At 68.4% G+C, this 17,876-nt stretch carries 15 protein-coding genes and 6 pseudogenes; 6 read left to right on the top strand and 15 right to left on the bottom strand.

All coding sequences use genetic code 11. The features are described 5' to 3' along the window. Nucleotides 1-284: 284 nt before the first annotated feature. The 4 genes from KAE78_RS13420 to KAE78_RS13405 all read left to right on the top strand — a co-directional run bounded on the left by KAE78_RS13420 (nt 285) and on the right by KAE78_RS13405 (nt 2,686). A complete protein-coding gene (locus KAE78_RS13420; RefSeq protein WP_223171175.1) occupies nt 285-503 on the top strand; it encodes a hypothetical protein in 219 nt (72 codons plus the stop codon). A 28-nt stretch (nt 504-531) separates the two neighbouring features. Further along, complete coding sequence (locus KAE78_RS13415; protein WP_223171174.1) at nt 532-1,068, top strand: GNAT family N-acetyltransferase; 537 nt, start codon at nt 532-534, stop codon at nt 1,066-1,068. 77 nt (nt 1,069-1,145) lie between these two features. Beyond that, on the top strand, nt 1,146-1,613 hold the full coding sequence (locus tag KAE78_RS13410) for a hypothetical protein (RefSeq protein ID WP_223171173.1): 468 nt from the start codon (nt 1,146-1,148) through the stop codon (nt 1,611-1,613). Then, complete coding sequence (locus KAE78_RS13405; RefSeq protein ID WP_223171172.1) at nt 1,610-2,686, top strand: GNAT family N-acetyltransferase; 1,077 nt, start codon at nt 1,610-1,612, stop codon at nt 2,684-2,686. Before KAE78_RS13410 ends, KAE78_RS13405 begins: the two co-directional genes overlap by 4 nt. Nucleotides 2,687-2,741: 55 nt before the next feature. Here the strand turns inward: KAE78_RS13405 and mutM are convergent. The 7 genes and pseudogenes from mutM to KAE78_RS13375 form a co-directional block, all read right to left on the bottom strand. Continuing rightward, nucleotides 2,742-3,634: pseudogene (mutM, locus tag KAE78_RS13400) on the bottom strand (bifunctional DNA-formamidopyrimidine glycosylase/DNA-(apurinic or apyrimidinic site) lyase). Continuing rightward, the gene (gene rnc / locus KAE78_RS13395) at nt 3,627-4,310 is read right to left on the bottom strand and encodes a ribonuclease III (RefSeq protein ID WP_223171171.1); all 684 of its coding nucleotides are present in this window, start codon (nt 4,308-4,310) and stop codon (nt 3,627-3,629) included. The pseudogene mutM and the gene rnc overlap by 8 nt, the downstream one beginning before the upstream one ends. A 27-nt stretch (nt 4,311-4,337) precedes the next feature. Further along, on the bottom strand, nt 4,338-4,547 hold the full coding sequence (gene rpmF / locus KAE78_RS13390; RefSeq protein WP_050721097.1) for a 50S ribosomal protein L32: 210 nt from the start codon (nt 4,545-4,547) through the stop codon (nt 4,338-4,340). Next, entirely contained in the window at nt 4,537-5,013 is a 477-nt protein-coding gene (locus KAE78_RS13385; RefSeq protein ID WP_223171170.1) for a YceD family protein, read from the bottom strand. The genes rpmF and KAE78_RS13385 overlap by 11 nt, the downstream gene beginning before the upstream one ends. A gap of 286 nt (nt 5,014-5,299) precedes the next feature. Continuing rightward, nucleotides 5,300-5,797 (bottom strand): pantetheine-phosphate adenylyltransferase, encoded by a 498-nt coding sequence (gene coaD, locus KAE78_RS13380; protein WP_223171169.1) that lies wholly within the window; start codon nt 5,795-5,797, stop codon nt 5,300-5,302. A gap of 9 nt (nt 5,798-5,806) precedes the next feature. Beyond that, complete coding sequence (locus KAE78_RS18885) at nt 5,807-6,409, bottom strand: helicase-related protein (protein WP_317451783.1); 603 nt, start codon at nt 6,407-6,409, stop codon at nt 5,807-5,809. Beyond that, entirely contained in the window at nt 6,406-7,971 is a 1,566-nt protein-coding gene (locus KAE78_RS13375) for an ATP-dependent DNA helicase RecG (protein WP_317451782.1), read from the bottom strand. The genes KAE78_RS18885 and KAE78_RS13375 overlap by 4 nt, the downstream gene beginning before the upstream one ends. Nucleotides 7,972-8,067: 96 nt before the next feature. Between KAE78_RS13375 and rsmD the strand changes: the two are divergent. Then, nucleotides 8,068-8,657: pseudogene (rsmD, locus tag KAE78_RS13370) on the top strand (16S rRNA (guanine(966)-N(2))-methyltransferase RsmD). On the opposite strand, the pseudogene thiL reads toward rsmD, so the two are convergent. After that, nucleotides 8,627-9,615, bottom strand: a pseudogene (thiL, locus tag KAE78_RS13365) (thiamine-phosphate kinase). The pseudogenes rsmD and thiL sit on opposite strands and share 31 nt — an antisense overlap. A 106-nt stretch (nt 9,616-9,721) precedes the next feature. Here thiL and KAE78_RS13360 point away from each other — a divergent pair. After that, complete coding sequence (locus tag KAE78_RS13360) at nt 9,722-10,123, top strand: DUF3515 family protein (protein ID WP_223171168.1); 402 nt, start codon at nt 9,722-9,724, stop codon at nt 10,121-10,123. Between the two features lie 3 nt (nt 10,124-10,126). On the opposite strand, the pseudogene KAE78_RS13355 reads toward KAE78_RS13360, so the two are convergent. From KAE78_RS13355 to KAE78_RS13325, 7 genes and pseudogenes are all read right to left on the bottom strand, one after another. Then, nucleotides 10,127-11,205 (bottom strand): annotated as a pseudogene (locus tag KAE78_RS13355) (D-alanine--D-alanine ligase family protein). Further along, nucleotides 11,111-12,238, bottom strand: a pseudogene (locus KAE78_RS13350) (NAD(P)H-dependent glycerol-3-phosphate dehydrogenase). Before KAE78_RS13350 ends, KAE78_RS13355 begins: the two co-directional pseudogenes overlap by 95 nt. Beyond that, nucleotides 12,231-12,994, bottom strand: a pseudogene (locus tag KAE78_RS13345) (lysophospholipid acyltransferase family protein). Before KAE78_RS13345 ends, KAE78_RS13350 begins: the two co-directional pseudogenes overlap by 8 nt. Continuing rightward, nucleotides 12,991-14,355: a UDP-N-acetylglucosamine 1-carboxyvinyltransferase gene (gene murA, locus KAE78_RS13340; RefSeq protein WP_223171167.1), complete on the bottom strand. Its 1,365-nt coding sequence runs from the start codon at nt 14,353-14,355 to the stop codon at nt 12,991-12,993. Before murA ends, KAE78_RS13345 begins: the two are co-directional and overlap by 4 nt. 62 nt (nt 14,356-14,417) lie before the next feature. Continuing rightward, nucleotides 14,418-15,014 carry a 3-isopropylmalate dehydratase small subunit gene (gene leuD / locus KAE78_RS13335; protein ID WP_223171166.1) on the bottom strand — a complete coding sequence of 199 codons (597 nt, stop codon included), beginning with the start codon at nt 15,012-15,014 and terminating at the stop codon, nt 14,418-14,420. A 1-nt stretch (nt 15,015) separates the two neighbouring features. Further along, nucleotides 15,016-16,494, bottom strand: a complete 1,479-nt coding sequence (gene leuC, locus KAE78_RS13330; protein WP_223171165.1) for a 3-isopropylmalate dehydratase large subunit — start codon at nt 16,492-16,494, stop codon at nt 15,016-15,018. A gap of 151 nt (nt 16,495-16,645) precedes the next feature. Beyond that, entirely contained in the window at nt 16,646-17,635 is a 990-nt protein-coding gene (locus tag KAE78_RS13325; protein ID WP_223171164.1) for a TerC/Alx family metal homeostasis membrane protein, read from the bottom strand. Between the last annotated feature and the right edge of the window lie 241 nt (nt 17,636-17,876).

Genomic DNA, 17,876 nt, shown 5'->3' with positions numbered 1-17,876 from the left:
ATTGGCGCAGGCACTGCCGCGCGCGTTGCTTTCCGGGCAGCCTCCTCCGGTCTCGTGTTCCACGCTGGCGCTTAAGTCGCGCAGGGGACGAGTCTGCCCGTCGAGGGCCTCTCTCCTTGTCCGCCGCCCCGCGAAAACCGCCGTATCCACGCGCCTTCGCCGCAGGCTCCTGCCTGCCCTCTCTCCGCCATGCTTCGTCTTCGGGCCCCGCCCGACACTCTCAGAGGAACTACTCTCATGACTACCCCACGACCACCGAGCAACGTCAACCCGACGTCCTCACCGTGGCGCTTCCCACATCCGATGCCCCGCTGTCGGCAGCCGACAGGCTGTCGCTGCGACTCGGCCTCTGGCTGCTGTTGCGCGCGCAGCGCCCGAAGCGCTCCGCCGTGCGTCATCGGCGCCGGGTGCCGCGGCCCGCGGCATCCGACCCCTTGCAGCGGCTCAGCCGCGACAACGCACAGACCTTGACCTCTTACGGGCTCCTGCGTCAGCTTCGCTGAGCCCTCGAATCACATCTGGAGAACCATCATGAGCACTCGCACCACTGACATCACGATCACCCCGCTGACCATCCCGACATCCGTCGACTCGGCGGATGCCGGGGATTTCCTGGAGATGGTCCGCGTTCGCAATCTCGTCTACCGCGAGATCGACGGCGACGACGACGGCGCGTACACGCCCGCCGAGCTTCTGCCCCACTACGGTGAGGACCCCAACGAGATCCGCTTCATCTGGGCGATCCGCCGCGACGGTGAGATCATCGGCCGGGCCGGGCTCGATCTGCCGCTGGAGGGTGACTCCAAGATCGCCTACTGGCTCGTGGAGATCCTGCGGGAGCACCACGGCCAGGGCATCGGAACGACCGCCTACGAGCTCGTCGAGAGAACCGCTCGCGAGCACGGCCGCACCGTGCTGCAGTCGTGGGCCGCGCATCCGGATGCTCCGGGGCGACGGCTCGCCGCACCGACCGGTTACGGCGAGATCCCGAGGACCACGCGGCCCGGTTCTACCTACGCCACGGTTACAGACTGGAGCAGATCGAGCGCAAGAGCGCCTTCGACCTGACGGCACCGACGGACCATGTCGATGCGCTGCTCGCCGAGGCGGAAGCGGCATCGGCCGGGTACCGCGTCGTGCAGTGGATGCTGCCGACTCCGCCCGAGCACGTCGAGGGCTACGCCTGGGTGAAGTCGCGCATGTCGACGGACGCACCGGCGGCAGCGCTGGAGTTTGACGAGGAGACCTGGGATGCCGCGCGTGTCGCCCTCCACGACAAGCGCTATCTCGACGGCGGACAGACGGTGCAGGTCACCGCGGCCGTGCACGAGGAGAGCGGCACGGTCGTCGCCTTCAATGAGCTCGTGCTGCCGAGCGATCCGACGGCCGTGTCGAGCCAGGAGGACACGCTCGTGCTCAAGGAGCACCGCGGGCACCGCCTGGGAATGCTCGTCAAATGCGCCGGCATCCGATCCTGGCGCGAGGTGGCTCCGCAGTCGCCGAAGATCATCACCTACAACGCCGAGGAGAACCGGCCGATGCTCGACATCAACGAGGCGATCGGGTTCGAGCCCGTCACGTACGAGGGTGCGTGGAAGAAGGTGCTCGTGTGACGGAGGTCACCGTCTCGCCGGTCATCGCGCCGGACTCCCTGGACTCGCCGGAGGCCGCGGACTTCGTCGCGATGGCCGAGGTGTTCAACACCGCCATGGAGCAGGACCTCGGCCTGGACCACCTGAAGTGGATCCCGGCCGAGGAACTGCCCGTCTGGCAGGAGACGACCTATCAGCATCGCCGCGGATATCTCGCCCGTGTGAACGGACGTGCCGCGGGCGCCCTGCAGGTCATGATCCCGCAGGAGGAGGGCGCGACCGAGCTGGAGTTCGACCTGCTCGCGCTTCCGGAGTTCCGGGGGCGCGGCGTCGAGGAGGCGCTGCTGGAGCCCCTCCTCGACGAGGCACGCCGGAACAAGCGCAGCGACGTGCAGACGTACACCCTGCACCGCCTCGACACCCCGCACGATCGGATGTCACCGGCCAGCGGCTTCGGCACCGTACCGGTCGACGAGCACACGGTGTTCTTCCGCGATCACGGATTCACGCTGGAGCAGGTCGAGCGCAACAGCGCCTTCGACCTCTCCGCGCCGATGGACGCCGTCCAGACGCTTCTGGATGAGAACCTGGCCGTGGCCGGCCCCGACTATCGCGTTGTCGCGTGGACCGCACCGACGCCGGAGCGGTGGCGTGAGGGCAGCGCCTTCGTCAGGTCGCGGATGTCGACGGATGTGCCGACCGGCGGCGTCGTCTGGACCGAGGAGCACTGGGACGCGGAGCGCGTCGTCACCCGGGATCGCCGGAACGCGGATGCCGGGCTGACGGTGTCGGTCGCCGCGGTGGAGCATGTTCCGAGCGGCCAGCTCGTCGCATACAGCGAGCTCGTGCTCGGGCAGGACCGCACGCGGCCCTCCGAGCAGTGGGGCACGCTCGTCGTGCGCGAGCATCGAGGACACCGGCTCGGCATGATCGTGAAGTGCGCGAACCTGCTGCGCTGGCGGGAGGTGGCTCCGGACTCACCCTTCGTGACGACGTTCAACGCGGAGGAGAATCGCCCGATGCTCGATGTGAATGAGCGGATAGGCTTCACGCCGCTGACCGTCGCGGGGGCGTGGAAGCGCGTGCTCGCCTGAGGACTCGCCTCTCCGGCGGTGTCTTCGACGACGACTCTCCTTGGCGCCGGCGCCGTCAAAGAGGCCGTTGGCAGCGCGGGCAGAAGTGCGAGCTGCGGTTCATGAAGCTCACCCGCACGATCGGCGTGCCGCAGCGCGCGCACGGCTGACCTGTGCGGCCGTAGGCGTTGAGCGAGTGGGCGAAGTAGCCGGCTTCGCCGTTGACGTTCACGTACTGCTCGTCGAAGCTCGTGCCTCCCTCGACGAGCGCCTTCTCGAGCACGGCGCGCACCTCGGCGAGCACACGGTTCACCGTGCGCGTCGAAAGCGTGTCCGCCGGGGTCTCCGGATGCAGGCGAGCCGCCCACAGCGCTTCGTCGGCGTAGATGTTGCCGATGCCGCTGACGACGGTCTGGTCGAGCAGCACGCGTTTGATCGCGGAGCGCTTCCTCGCGAGCTGCGCGCGGAAGCGTGCCTCGGAGAACGCCGGATCGAGGGGGTCGCGCGCGATGTGTGCGACCTGTGAGGGCGTTGAGGCGGCATTCGACCCCCGACCGCCGGAGCGCCGTCGGGCGTCGGGACGAGAGAGTCGAGGGCGAGTGAGCCGAAGGTCCGCTGGTCGGCGAAGACGACCGCGAGCTCACCGTGCTGCGGATGCGCGATGCCGATGCGCACGCGCTCGTGTCGCTCGGGCGGAGCCTCGGGCGCGCGCAGCAGGAGCTGCCCGCTCATGCCCAGGTGACCGACGAGCGACTCCTCGGCGCCCTCGAGCGGGAGCCAGAGGAACTTGCCGCGACGTACGGCCGTCTCGATGCGACGGCCCGTCAGCGCCGCTTCGAACTGCGCGACATCTCCTCGGTGACGCCGGAGTGCGCGGCCGTCGAGGACATGGACGCCCAGCACCGTCGCTCCGGTGACCGCCGGGGCGAGCCCGGCACGCACGACCTCGACTTCGGGGAGTTCAGGCACGACCGCCCAGCTCGTGCCAGGCGGTGAGCGCCGCGCTCATCTCCGCGGCCTTCTTGCTCGTTCCCATCCCGGTCGAGGTGACGGGGCCGACGACGACCGTCGCCGTGAACGTGCGCGCGTGATCGGGGCCGCTGGCCTCGACCGAGTACTCCGGCGGTGCGACCGAGCGACGCGCCGCGAGTTCCTGCAGGCTCGTCTTCGGGTCCATGGCGGCACCATAGCGTTCGGGGTCGGCGAGCAGCGGTGTGGTCAGCCGCAGCACGAGAGACGTCGCCGCATCCGGACCTGCGGACATGTAGGTCGCACCGATCACGGCTTCCATCGTGTCTGCGAGGATCGAATCCTTGTCACGACCTCCGGTGAGCTCCTCGCCGCGCCCCAGCAGCAGGTGCTGGCCAAGCTCGATCGTGCGCGCGACCTCTGCCAGCGCCACTGTCGATACAACGCTCGCGCGCCGCTTGGCGAGTTCGCCCTCATCGAGCTCCGGGTACGTCTCATAGAGCAGCACGGTCACCGCCTGCCCGAGTATGGAGTCCCCCAAGAACTCCAGCCGCTCATTGTGCGGAACCCCGCCGTGCTCGTATGCGAACGAACGATGCGTCAGAGCAAGCCGAAGCAGTTCCGGATCGATGTCGACCTGGAGCCGCCGGACAAGCGCCGCCGTACCGTCGCCCACGCCCCCGTGTGCAACGTGATCTCGCGATCAGACGTCGGCGACCTTGCGGCCCTTGTACTCGAGGAAAAGCTCGGTGCCCTGCGAGTCGGTGACGACCTTCGCCTGGTGCGGACGGCTGTAGACGACCTTGCCGTTCTCGACCGTCTTCACCAGTGCGGGGGCCTCCGCCTTCCACTGCGCGCGGCGCGAGCGGGTGTTCGAACGGGAAACCTTGCGCTTCGGAGGGTTACCTGCCATGACTAGCTCTCTTCTGTGTTCTCGGCGGCACGGCCTTCGGCCGCGCCCCTTGGTCTTGGTCTGCGATCTCGCGGAGCGCACTCCATCGAGGATCGATGGGAGCGGGGTTCTCCGCTTCGGTGCTCATGGTCCGCCGCTTGCCTGTTTCCGGGTCGAGACCGGGGCAATCCGGCTGACACACCGGTTGAAATGGAAGCGATAACACAACCGCATCCCTGACCAGAGTTTCAAGATCCACGTGGTCGTCTTGAACCTCGAAGTCAGTTTCTTCTTCTCCAGGATAGGCGAAAAGCTCCTGAAACTCGACTTCGATGGGCTCAGAGACGTCTGCGAGGCACCGACCGCATACTCCGTCGTACCGGGTATCCGCGGTTCCTGAGGCGAGAATGCCCTCGTGCACAGACTCCAGACGCACGGCGATGTCGACCTCCGCGTCTGCTTCCACTGAGACTATTCCCTCCCCCATCGCTCGGTGAGGGTGACGGAGAGATCATGCTCACGCATCTCCCCGGCTTGCGGACGATGTCGCGGACGGGGAGGGCGAACGGGCCGTTGCTGCGGGTTCTCACCCCGCTATGGTACCGGCCCTCACCTCGAAGGCGGCCTTGTGCCGACCGATCCGCCGGGTCGCCTCCTGCGATTCAGGTTCTTCGTCCGGTCATTGCGAGCATGCGGGTTCGCTCGACGACCGGAGGAGGGTGCACGCAGGAAACCGTCTCGCCCGAGGGGTTCGCGGACGGAGGAGCGCCTGACTAGATGCCGCGGGCGCCGGTGTCGAGGAAGGCGGCGACCGAGCGGGGCACGAAGGGAGAGACGTCGCCGCCGAGACCGGCGACCTGACGCACGAGCGAGCTCGACACGAGCGCGTGCGCCGGATCGGGCAGCAGGAACACGGTCTCGATCTCGGCCAGATGCCGGTTCACGATCGCCATCGGCGTCTCGTACGCGACATCAACCTGCGAGCGGATGCCCTTGACGAGGACACCCGCGTTGACGTCGCGCGCGTAGTCGACGAGCAGACCGACGCTCCAGGAGCCGACGATGATGTTCCCGGGCATGCCGTCTTCCTTGATCGACTGCTCGAGCAGGTTCATCCGGTCCGAGATCGGCAGCATCGCCTCTTTGCCGGGATTGTGCACCACGAGCACATGCAGCTCGTCGTACAGAGACGCCGCTCGCCGGATGACGTCGAGGTGACCGAGGGTGGGCGGGTCGAAGGAGCCGGGGACGACCGCGATCCGATTGCTCATGCCTTCAGCCTAGTTCTTCGCCAGCGCCGCGCGATCGGCGGCCGTAACCTGGCGTTCCAACGCCTCACGCAACTGTGGATGATCACTCAACGCGGGGTCGCGCTCCAGGATGTGCGCGGCGAGCGTGCGCGCCCGGGTGATCAGTTCGGCGTCCTTGGCGACACGCAGCAGCTTGAGGGAGGAACGAGCCCCCGCCTGGGCGTCGCCGAGCACATCGCCTTCACCGCGCAGCTCGAGGTCGACCTCAGCGAGGGCGAAGCCGTCGGTCGTCGACGCAACCGCCTCCACGCGCTCGCGGGCGGGCGTCCCCGCCTGCGCCTCGGTCACGAGCAGGCACAGACCGGGAAAGGACCCTCGCCCCACACGCCCCCGGAGCTGATGCAGCTGCGAGACGCCGAAGCGGTCGGCGTCGAGGATGATCATCGTCGACGCGTTCGGCACGTCGACGCCGACCTCGATCACCGTCGTGGCGATCAGGAGGTCGATCTCGCCGCGCGCGAAAGACTGCATGATCGCGTCCTTCTCGTCGGCGGGCAGCTGCCCGTGCAGCACTGCCGTGCGCACGTCCTTGATGCGCGGATGCGTGGAGAGCGCCTCCTTCAACTGGATCACGCCCCACTTCGGCGTGCTGCCGGCGGGAGCGGGGCGGCATCCGGTTCCGCGGTCTTCTTCTCCGTGTCGATCGCGGCGCACACGGCGAAGACCTGCCGGCCCTGCGCGATCTCCTCCGCCGCACGTTCCCACACGCGGGAGAACCACCCGGGGTGCTCCGCGAGCGGCGCGACGAAGGTCTGGATGCCCGCGCGTCCGCTCGGAAGCGTACGGATCGTGGATGTGTCGAGATCGCCGAACACCGTCATCGCCACGGTCCGCGGGATGGGCGTCGCCGTGAGCACGAGCGCGTGCGGGCTCGTGCCCTTGGCGCGCAGCGCCTCCCGCTGCTCGACGCCGAAACGATGCTGCTCGTCGACGACGACGAGGGCGAGATCGGCGAAGGTCGTCTTCTCGCTGAGCAGGGCGTGCGTGCCGATCACGATGAGCGACTGGCCCGAGGCCACCCGCAGCGCCGCCTTACGACGCACGGGCGCGGAGAGCTGCCCCGTCAGCAGCGTCGGCATGAGCTCGGCGGCCAGGTCGGGACCGAGCGTGCGGGTGATCGAGCGCAGATGCTGCGAGGCGAGCACCTCGGTCGGCGCGATAAGCGCTGCCTGTCCGCCGGATTCGGCCACCTGCAGCATCGCGCGCAACGCGACGAGCGTCTTGCCCGAGCCCACCTCGCCCTGGACGAGACGGTTCATCGGCCAGGCGGCCGTGAGATCGGCGGCGATGTTCACGCCGACCGTGCGCTGATCGGGCGTCAGCTCATAGGGCAGCGCCGCGTCGAACCGCTGCAGCAGACCGCCCGGCGCCGCAGGTCGCGGAATCGCCGACATCGCCCGCACGAATTCCCGCTGCTGCAACAGCGCGGTCTGGAGGACGAGCGCCTCATGCATGCGCAGTGTGCGCACGGCAGGGTCGATCGCCGAGTGCGTCGGCGGACGATGCACATGCTCGAGAGCGGTGCGCGCATCGAGCAGCCGTTCCTCCTGGCGCAGATTCGCCGGCAGAGGATCGGGCACGGCGTCGAGGTCGTCGAGCACCTGCCCGACGATCTTCTGCACCTGCCAACTCGCGATCGTCGAGGTCGCCGGATAGATCGGGATGGGCCTCTGCACCCGTTCGTCGGCGCGCTGACGCGCTTCGAGCTCGTCGTCGAGCAGTTCGTACTGCGGATGGGCGAACTGCAGCGAGTCGCGGTACTCGCTCACTTTGCCCGAGAAGACCCCACGACGTCCGGGCCAGAGCTCTTTCTCGCGCCACTCGAGTGCGCCCTGGTGCTTGCCGAAGAACGTCAGCGTCATCTGGCCGATGCCGTCACCGATCACGACCTCGAGCATCGCGCCGGGCCGATTGCGCATCCGCCGCATCCGGGTCCCCAGCACCTCTGCCACGATCGTGACCGTCTCGCCGATCGGCAGATCGAGGATCGGCGTGAGCTCCCCGAGAGAGGCATAGCGACGAGGGTAGTGCGTCAGCAGATCGCCGACCGTCGCCATTCCGAACGCACGCGTGAGCGCATCAGCCGTCTTCTTCCCAAGGGCGTCATCGAGCTGCGAGTCGAGAGAGAGCGACATGCAAGAAGTCTAGGCACTGGGGACGACACTCGACTCGCCGTCCCGCTCAGCACCTCGCATCCGCCGGCAGGCGCCGCCGGAGGCTATCGTGAACGGGTGACCAGGATCATCGCCGGCAGTGCACGCGGGATTCGCCTCGAGGTTCCGGATGCCGGAACCCGCCCACGAGCGACCGCGTGCGCGAGTCACTGTTCGGAGCCCTGGAGTCGGCCGAGGCCCTCACCGGCGCCCGCGTGCTCGATCTGTACGCCGGATCGGGCGCTCTCGGCCTCGAAGCCCTCAGCCGGGGCGCGCACAGCGTGGACCTCGTAGAGCGGTCCCGACCCGCGGCGGCCGTCGTGCGCCGCAACATCGCCCGCGTCGCCAAGGCCCTCGGCGGAGCCGCGGACGCCCGCGTGCACGAACGCGCCGTCCACGCCTTCCTGACGCGCGCCACCGGTCCCTTCGATCTCGTCTTCAGCGACCCGCCCTATGATCTCGACGACGAGGCGATGACCGCCGATCTCGTCGCCCTCGCCCCGCTGCTCGCACCCGGAGCCCTCATCGTCGTCGAGCGCGCCCGCCGCGCCACACCGCCGGACTTCGCCGCGGCAGGTCTGACGCTCGTGCGCGAGCGCTCCTACGGCGACACCGGGCTGTGGTGGGCGGAGCCCGCTCAGCGCGACGAGGCCTCCCAGTCGCGGTAGGGGTCCCAGCCGGTGGGAGCCACCGGCGCACCGTCGCAGAGGACGGCATCCACTCCGCGCTCCTGTACGCGCCCGATGGCACGGAATCCGGGCGGCAGCATGCCCTCGGGGAAAGTCGCGAGCAGCGCGTGATCCTCCCCGCCGCCCAGTGCGCGCTCCCGATCCGCACCGAGCGCGGCACCGTCGAAGGCGAACGTCACCTCCGAGGCGTCGGCCATGCGCCCGGCGTCGAGGGCGAGCCCGTCGGAGACGTCCATCATCGCCGTGGCTCCTGAGGTGGCGGCCACGACGCCGAGGCCGATCGGCGGTTGCGGGCGCAGTTGGGCGTGCAGCGCGGCGCGTTCACCCTCCGCCAGCTGCGCGGGTTCGATCGGCACCGCCGCTCCTTCGGGATGGAACCGTCCGAACAGCACCGCGAGACCGTGCGCGGCGAGTCCGAGCTCGCCGGCCACCGCCACGACATCGCCGGGACGCGCCCCGGACCGGGTCACCGCCTCGCGGCCCTCGAGGTCGCCCAGGGCCGTCACCGCCACGGTGAGGACATCGGATGCCGTGAGGTCCCTCCGACGACGGCGCACCCCGGCGCCAGCGCCGCGCACGCCTCGCGGAGTCCGTCGGCGAGCTGCTCCACGAACGACAGCTTCGTCGCGTGCGGAACGGCGAGTGCGACCAGCAGCGCCGTGGGCCGGGCACCCATGGCCGCGATGTCGGCGAGGTTCACCGCCGCGGCCTTCCAGCCGAGGTCGAATCCGCTCGACCAGGCCAGGCGGAAATCGGGGCCGTCGACGAGCGTGTCGGTCGTGGCGACGACCGTGCCCGAGGGAGCCGCGATCACGGCCGCATCGTCGCCCGGGCCGAGGATCGTGTGCGAGGCGACAGGCGTGCGGGCGAGGATCGCGCGCAGGATCTGCGACTCGCGCAGCTCACCGATCGCGGGGTCGTCGGGCATCTGTGGCATACGACCAACGGTAGCCTGGATGCATGCCCGCTCTTCGCCGTCTCGGACTCGTGTGCCTTCTGCTGACGGGGCACTGGCCCTCAGCGCCTGCACCGGAACGGTGTCGATGGAGCCGGCCAAGAACGCCAACGACCCGTTGTGCGCCGAGGTCACGGTACGCCTGCCGAACGCGGTCGGCCACCTCGACCGGCAATGGACCGATGCACAGGCCACCGGCGCCTGGGGCGATCCCGTCGCGGTGGCCCTGACGTGCGGGCTGGACGCCCCCGCACCGACCGCCGAGTTCCAGTGCGTGTCACTCGAAGGCGTCGACTGGCTTGTCGACGCCGAAGACACGCCCTACCTGCGGATGACCAGCTACGGGCGCCAGCCCGCCGTGGAGATCTACGTGAACACGACACCCGAGGTGGGCATCAGCTCGAACGAGGCGCTCAAGGCGCTCGGCCCGATCGTCACCCACATCCCGGCCACGAGCCGCTGCATCTCCCCCGACGAGCTGCCGGAGTAGGCCTCAGCGGCGAAAGGCTGCGTCGATCAGCTCGGTGATGAGGTCGCCGTAGCTCAGGCCCGAGGCGATCCAGCACTTCGGGAACATCGAGATCGGGGTGAACCCGGGCATGGTGTTGAGCTCGTTGACGACGAGTCCGGCATCCGTCAGGAACATGTCCACGCGGGCGAGGCCGCGGCACTCGACCGCCTCGAAGGCACGGAGGCCGACCTGCTGCACCGCGGCGACCTGCTCCGCGGTGAGGTCGGCCGGGCAGACGACGTCCACGCCGTCGCCGCCGAGGTACTTGCCCTCGAAGTCGTAGAAGTCCCGATCGCTGAGCACGATCTCGCCCGGCAGCGAGGCGCGCGGACCATCGGCGCCCTCGAGGATCGCCACCTCGATCTCGCGGCCCGTGACCTGCGCCTCGATGAGGACCTTGTCATCCTCGGCAAGAGCGATCCTCATCGCCTCGTCGAGCTCGTCCCAGGCCGCCACCTTCGACACGCCCACGCTCGAGCCCGCGCGTGCGGGCTTGACGAAGACGGGCAGACCGACTGCTTCTGCAGAAGAGCGGACGGATGCCGCATCCGACTCCCACTGCGCGGCCCGCACCGTCACCCAGGGCGCGACCTGGATCCCCTCGGCCTGCAGCGCGACCTTCATGAAGTGCTTGTCCATGCAGAGCGCCGAGTCCAGCACGCCGCCCCCGCGTAGGGGACCTCGATCGTGTCGAAGAAGCCCTGGATCGTGCCGTCCTCACCATGAGGTCCGTGCAGGATCGGCAGCACGGCGTCGATCTCGCCGATCACCGCGATCTCGCCGTCCGGCGCCTTCACGCGCAGACGGCGATCGCCGGCAGGCTCGGGCCAGACGATGCGCGTGCCGTTGTCGACGACCTCGGGCATGTTCGCGGCGTCGAGCGCGAACTTCTCGGGAGAGTCCTCTTCGAGGACGAAGGCCCCTTCCCGCGTGATCCCGACCGGGACGACGTCGTAGCGCTCGCGGTCAATCGCCTGCAGCACTCCGCCCGCCGTTGCGGAGCTGATCGAGTGCTCGCTGGAACGCCCGCCGAAGAGCACCACCACCGTCGCCTTGTCCATTGTTCGTCCTCTCCCCTGCGGGTGTCGTCGTCGGTGGTCAGGTGCGGGGCGATGTCACGCGGGTCCATGGTTCCGTCCAGGACCATCTTCACCTGCTCCACGATGGGCATGTGCACATCCGCCTCGTGCGCCAGCTGCAGGATCGGGGCGACAGAAGCAAGGCCCTCCGCAGTCTGGTTCATCTGTTTTATGACGTCCTGATAGCTGAAGCCCTGGCCGAGCAGTCGTCCTGCGGTGTTGTTCCGGCTCAGAGGTGACTGGCACGTCGCGATGAGGTCGCCGAGGCCGGCGAGCCCTTGCAGCGTCTCGGGCTGGGCTCCCTGAGCGACCGCGAAGTCCGTCATCTCCACGAGCCCGCGGGTGATGATCGACGCCTTCGTGTTCTCGCCGTAACCGACGCCGTCGACGATGCCGATCGCCACCGCGATGAGGTTCTTCAGGACGCCGCCGAACTCGGTGCCGATCACATCGGTGTTCACGAAGCTGCGGAAGTAACGATTGCGGGCGATGCGGGCCACGGCATCCGCCGTCTCCTGGCTCCGCGATGAGATCACGGCGGCGGTCGGCTGCTCGCGCGCGATCTCGAGGGCGAGGTTGGGGCCCGATGCCACGGCGATCCGCTCGGGATCGCAGCGCATCTCCTGCTCGATGACCTGGCTCATGCGCAGGCCGGTGCTGCGCTCGACGCCCTTCATGAGGCTCACGATCGGCGCGTCGGTGCGCTGCAGGAGGGGCCTCACGGCCTTGAGGTTCTCGCGCAGCGACTGGCTCGGAACCGACAGGAAGACGTGCTCCGCGCCGTCGAGGGCGGTCGCGAGCTCGTGCGTGGCGGTCATCCCCGCGGCAGGTTGATGCCGGGAAGATACTGCGAGTTGCGCTTGGCCTCGGAGATCTCCTGGGCGAGCTCGGGGCGTCGGGCCCACATCGTCACCTGGGCTCCGCCGTCGGCGAGGAGCTTGCCGAAAGTGGTGCCCCAGCTGCCCGCGCCGACGACGGCGACGCGGGGCCCGGTCTGCGCAGCGTTCTTACGCATCGAAGCGACCCGTCTCCTTCTGGCCGTGATCCGAGGGTTCCAGCGCTCTGCGGGCGCCTTCTCCTGGCGGATGTCCTCCAGGAGCGCGGTGATGGCGTTCATGACCCGCGCAGTGGCCTCGGTGAGGACGGCCGGCTCGGATCCGCGTCCGGCGAGATCGGAGAGGTCGACCGGGTCGCCGATCGCGACCTGTACGCGCTTGCGCAGCGGCCAGAACGAGATCTTCTTCGAGTAGCGTCCCATGATCTCCTGGGTACCCCACTGCGCCATGGGAATCAACGGGATGCCGCCCGCGAGGGCGAGCCGGACGGCGCCGGACTTGCCCCGCATCGGCCACATCTCGGGGTCGCGGGTGAGCGTGCCCTCCGGGTACACGATCACGCCACGGCCGCGTTCGACGAGGTCGCGCGACTGCTCCATCGTCTGCTTCGCCGCCGCGGCCGACGTCGCCCGCGCGACGGGCACCATGCCGGTCTTGCGCAGGATCCAACCGACCACCGGGACGCGGAACAGGCTCTCCTTCGCCATGAACCGCGGCGCACGGCCCAGCCGCCAGACGGCGACGGCGACGAGAACGGGATCGAGCTCGGAATAGTGGTTCGGCGCGAGCACGAAGGCGCCCTCACGGGGCAGCTTCGTCTTGCCACGGATCTCGACCTTCGCCAGGAGACCGACGAGGGGTATGACGATCACCGCGAGCGGCCAGAACAGGCTCGGGCGGCGCTTCTCCGAGGACCAGGCAGCCACAGGGGTCACCCGATGACGTCGAAGTCGGCGCCGAGCGCCTCGAGCTTGTCCAGGAACTTCTCGTAGCCACGGCTGAGAATCTCGACGCCGGAGACGATCGACTCCCCCGAGGCCGTCAGAGCGGCGATGACGTGGCTGTATCCGCCGCGCAGGTCGGGGACGACGATGTCGGCGCCGTGCAGCGGAGTCGGACCGTTGATCACCGCGGCCTGCTCGAGCTCGCGACGCGCGACACGTCGGTATCCTCCGTCGAGACCGTGCGGGTGCACGACGATGTCGGCGCCCATCTTCACGAGCGCGTCGGTGAAGCCCATGCGGTTCTCGTACACGGTCTCGTGAACGATCGACTCGCCCTCCGCCTGGGTGAGCGCCACGGTGAGCGGCTGCTGCCAGTCGGTCATGAAGCCGGGGTGCACGTCGGTCTCGACGACGACGGGCTTGAGCGGCCCGCCCCGGCGGAAGAGGATCCCGTCCTCGTGGATGTCGAACCAGCCGCCGGCCTTGCGGTAGACGTTCAGGAACGTCAGCATCTCCTGCTGGCGTGCGCCTTCGACGAAGATCTCGCCGTCGGTCGCGAGAGCCGCGCTCGCCCAGGATGCGGCCTCGTTGCGGTCGAAGATGCTGCGATGGTCGTACCCGCGCAGATGCGGCACGCCCTCGATGAAGATGACGCGATTGGGCTCGTAGGAGATGATCGCGCCCATCTTCTGCAGCACCGCGATGAGATCCATGATCTCCGGCTCGATCGCCGCGTTGTGGAGTTCGGTGACGCCGTCGGCGCGCACCGCCGTCAGCAGCACCTGCTCCGTCGCGCCCACACTGGGGTACGGGAGGGTGATCTCGGCACCGTGCAGGCCCTCGGGAGCCGAGAGCCGGATGCCGCTGGGCAGCTTCTCCACGACCGCGCCGAACTTCCGCAGCGCGTCGAGGTGGAAGTCGATCGGGCGGTCGCCGATGCGGCATCCGCCGAGGTCGGGGATGAAGGCCTGGCCCAGCCGGTGCAGCAGCGGCCCGCAGAACAGGATCGGGATGCGCGAAGCACCGGCGTGCGCGTCGATCTCCTCCATGTGCGCGGATTCGACATCGCTCGGGTCGAGGCGGAGCGACCCGGGCTCGTCGCCCTCGCTGACGTGCACGCCGTGCACCTCGAGCAGCGATCGCACGACCCCGACGTCGCTCAGCTCGGGGACGTCGCGCAGGACACTGACGGTCTCCCCCAGCAGCGAGGCCACCATGGCCTTGGTCGCGAGGTTCTTCGCGCCGGTGACCTTCACTCGTCCGCGCAGCGCTCGGCCTCCTCGAATGGCGAGGACGTCACCGCGGGGTGCTGCGGTGGCTTCGCGCCGGGTTCCTTGCAGGGGTGTCGTCATATCCGAGGGCCTCACTTCATCACAGATCGTGGATTGCACGCTGGGGCAGGTCGCCCCGGGACTCACGACACCGGGAGAGTGCGTGGCCGCCACGATTCGCGGCGGGCCTCGAACTGCGCGATCTTGTCTTCGTTGCGCAGTGTGAGCCCGATGTCATCGAGCCCTTCGAGGAGCCGCCATCTAGTGTAATCGTCGATCTCGAAAGTGGTCTGGACGTCGCCGATCGACACGGTGCGCTCCACGAGGTCGACCGTGATCTCGGCGCCAGGAGCCTTGTCGATCTCGGCCCAGATGCGTGCGATGTCGTCTTCGGCGACGACGCCGACGACCAAGCCCTGCTTTCCCGCGTTGCCGCGGAAGATGTCCGCGAAGCGAGGACTGAGCACGACCTTGAAGCCGAAGTCGCGCAGCGCCCAGACCGCGTGCTCGCGGCTGGACCCGGTGCCGAAGTCGGCACCGGCGACGAGCACCGAGGCGCCTTGGAAGGCCTCCTGATTGAGGACGAAGTCGGCATCCTGACGCCAGGCGGCGAAGAGCGCATCCTCGAAACCGGTCTTGGTGACGCGCTTGAGGTAGACGGCGGGGATGATCTGGTCGGTGTCGACGTTGGCACGCTTCAGCGGAGCGGCGATGCCGGTGTGGGTAGAGAACTTCTCCATGTCAGACTCCTGCACTCTCGAACTCGGTCGCTGAGCCGGCCGAAGTCTCGAGGTCGGACGGGCTCGACAGCGTGCCGCGCACCGCGGTCGCCGCCGCCACGAGCGGCGAGACCAGATGTGTGCGCCCGCCCTTGCCCTGGCGCCCCTCGAAGTTGCGGTTGGAGGTGGAGGCGCAGCGCTCCCCCGGCGCGAGTTGGTCGGGGTTCATCCCCAGGCACATCGAACACCCAGCGAAGCGCCACTCGGCTCCGAAGTCGGTGAAGATCTTGTCCAGACCCTCGGCTTCGGCCTCCAGACGCACCCGCGCGGATCCGGGGACCACCATGACGCGCACGCCATCGGCCTTCTTGCGCCCCTCGATGATCGACGCGAAGGCGCGCAGATCCTCGATGCGGCTGTTGGTGCACGATCCCATGAAGACGGCGTCGACCGGGATCTCCTTGAGGGGCGTGCCCGGGGTGAGGTCCATGTACTCGAGCGCGCGCTCGGCGCTGGCCCGCTCGTTCGGGTCGTCGTACTCGGCGGGATCGGGCACCGTCGAGGACAGCGAGCGCCCCTGGCCGGGGTTGGTGCCCCAGGTCACGAAGGGCTCCAGCGTGTTCGCGTCGATGAACACCTCCGCGTCGAAGACCGCGCCCTCGTCGGTCGGCAGCGTCTTCCAGTAGGCCACGGCCTCGTCCCAGTCCGCTCCCTGCGGGGCGTGCGGACGACCCTTGACGTACTCGAAGGTCGTCTCGTCCGGGGCGACCATGCCGGCGCGCGCGCCCGCCTCGATCGACATGTTGCAGATCGTCATGCGCCCCTCCATGGAGAGGGCCCGGATCGCGCTGCCGCGGTACTCGAGCACATAGCCCTGACCGCCTCCGGTACCGATCTTGGCGATGACGGCGAGGATGATGTCCTTCGCCGTGACGCCGGGCTTCAGCTCGCCCTCGACGGTGATCGCCATGGTCTTGAAGGGCTTCAGCGGCAGGGTCTGCGTCGCCATGACGTGCTCGACCTCGCTCGTGCCGATGCCGAAGGCCATCGCGCCGAAGGCGCCGTGCGTCGAGGTGTGCGAGTCGCCGCACACGACCGTGATGCCGGGCATCGTCAGACCGAGCTGCGGGCCGACGACATGCACGATCCCCTGCTCGGCATCGCCGAGCGGATGCAGGCGCACTCCGAACTCCTCGGCGTTGCGACGCAGGGTCTCGATCTGCGTGCGACTGGTGAGGTCGGCGATCGGCTTGTCGATGTCCCACGTGGGGGTGTTGTGGTCCTCGGTCGCGATCGTGAGGTCGACGCGGCGCAACGGCCGACCCTCGGCACGCAGGCCGTCGAAGGCCTGCGGACTCGTGACCTCGTGGACGAGGTGCAGGTCGATGTAGATGAGGTCGGGCTGGCCGTCCTCTCCCTTGACGACGAGATGGTCGTCCCAGACCTTCTCGGCGAGGGTGCGCGGACGCTCCGGATCTACGGTGTGCTCGGGGGCAGTCATAAGGTCTCTCCTGGGTTCGTGCTTCGGCCCATGCTGGACGCCGCGACGAGGAAGGCCTAGATCGAGGTCTCGTCGCGGCCGCTAAGGAGAAGCACCTTCTGCCGCATGGGCCGAGTTTAGCACCGCACCGGCGACGCCAGCGCCGAGGGCGTCACTCGGAGACGGCCGCCCGCTTGTCGCGCGCGGCGGCGATAAGGCTCGCCGTGGTCGCCACCACCATGGAGACGAGGATGACCGTCAGCGACATCCAGATCGGGATGTCCGGTGCCCATTCGATCGGCCGCCCGCCGTTCACGAAGGGCAATTCGTTGTGGTTCATCGCGTGGAGGATCAGCTTGACACCGATGAACCCGAGGATCACCGCGATCCCGTAGTGCAGGTAGCGCAGACGATCGAGCAGATCGCCGAGGAGGAAGTACAGCTGACGCAGCCCCATGAGGGCGAAGATGTTCGCGGTGAAGACGATGAAGCCGTTCTGCGTGATCGAGAAGATCGCCGGGATCGAGTCGATCGCGAACATGAGGTCGGTCACGCCGATCGCCACGAACACGATGATCATCGGCGTCCACATGCGCTTGCCGTCGACGACCGTGCGCAGCTTCCCCTCGTCGTACTCGTCGCTGACGTCGATGAAGCGCCGGACGACGCGGACCATGAAGTTCTCGCGCTGTGCCTCCCCCTCATGATCGCCTTCAGGCATCGCCTGGCGGATCGCGGTCCAGATGAGGAACGCGCCGAAGATGTAGAAGATCGGCGAGAAGTGCTCGATCAGCGCGACGCCGGCGAGGATGAACAGACCGCGCAGGATGATCGCGATCATGATCCCGACCATGAGCACCTGCTGCTGGTAGCGGCGCGGCACGGAGAACTGGGTCATGATCAGCACGAAGACGAACAGGTTGTCGATCGACAGGCTGTACTCCAGCGCCCAGCCGGTGACGAACTCCCCCGCGATCGCTCCACCGGCCACCCACCAGAGGAGTCCGGCGAACACGAACGCGAGGGTGACGTAGAACAGCACCCAGAGCGTGGACTCCTTCGTGGAGGGGATGTGGGGCCGGAGCCGAATGAGCGTGAGGTCGGCGATGAGGATCAGGGTCAGGACGATGAAGGAGGTGATCTCGAACCACAGGGGAATCAACGGGGCTCAGGGCCTTTCAGGAGGGGACGTTCGACAGTCGAAAGTCTCTCCCCCGCTGGTCGCGGTGCGCGCCCGGAGCAGCAGAACCGATGCTCGTGATGACGAACGCGCAGAAATGGGATACTCCCTCTCGCAGATACAGCGTACCCGAACGAATCGGACGCGACCTGCATCGACGCGTTCTGAGACGATGGCATCACCGCTGACACTCTCAGATGAGAGAGCAGGATCGAACGGAGCA

Origin of the sequence: Microbacterium sp. NIBRBAC000506063 (genome assembly GCF_017968845.1) — a bacterium.
Lineage (GTDB): Bacteria > Actinomycetota > Actinomycetes > Actinomycetales > Microbacteriaceae > Microbacterium.
This window is presented reverse-complemented; position numbering and strand designations above follow the sequence as displayed.

Excerpts from the sequence above, each read along its gene's own strand:
- KAE78_RS13415 (WP_223171174.1), top strand. The coding sequence starts at position 532 with ATGAGCACTCGCACCACTGACATCACGATCACCCCGCTGACCATCCCG.
- KAE78_RS13410 (WP_223171173.1), top strand. The coding sequence starts at position 1,146 with ATGCTGCCGACTCCGCCCGAGCACGTCGAGGGCTACGCCTGGGTGAAG.
- rpmF (WP_050721097.1), bottom strand. The coding sequence starts at position 4,547 with ATGGCAGGTAACCCTCCGAAGCGCAAGGTTTCCCGTTCGAACACCCGC.
- KAE78_RS13385 (WP_223171170.1), bottom strand. The coding sequence starts at position 5,013 with ATGGGGGAGGGAATAGTCTCAGTGGAAGCAGACGCGGAGGTCGACATC.
- coaD (WP_223171169.1), bottom strand. The coding sequence starts at position 5,797 with ATGAGCAATCGGATCGCGGTCGTCCCCGGCTCCTTCGACCCGCCCACC.
- KAE78_RS13375 (WP_317451782.1), bottom strand. The coding sequence starts at position 7,971 with ATGTCGCTCTCTCTCGACTCGCAGCTCGATGACGCCCTTGGGAAGAAG.
- KAE78_RS13360 (WP_223171168.1), top strand. The coding sequence starts at position 9,722 with ATGGAGCCGGCCAAGAACGCCAACGACCCGTTGTGCGCCGAGGTCACG.
- murA (WP_223171167.1), bottom strand. The coding sequence starts at position 14,355 with ATGACGACACCCCTGCAAGGAACCCGGCGCGAAGCCACCGCAGCACCC.
- leuD (WP_223171166.1), bottom strand. The coding sequence starts at position 15,014 with ATGGAGAAGTTCTCTACCCACACCGGCATCGCCGCTCCGCTGAAGCGT.
- leuC (WP_223171165.1), bottom strand. The coding sequence starts at position 16,494 with ATGACTGCCCCCGAGCACACCGTAGATCCGGAGCGTCCGCGCACCCTC.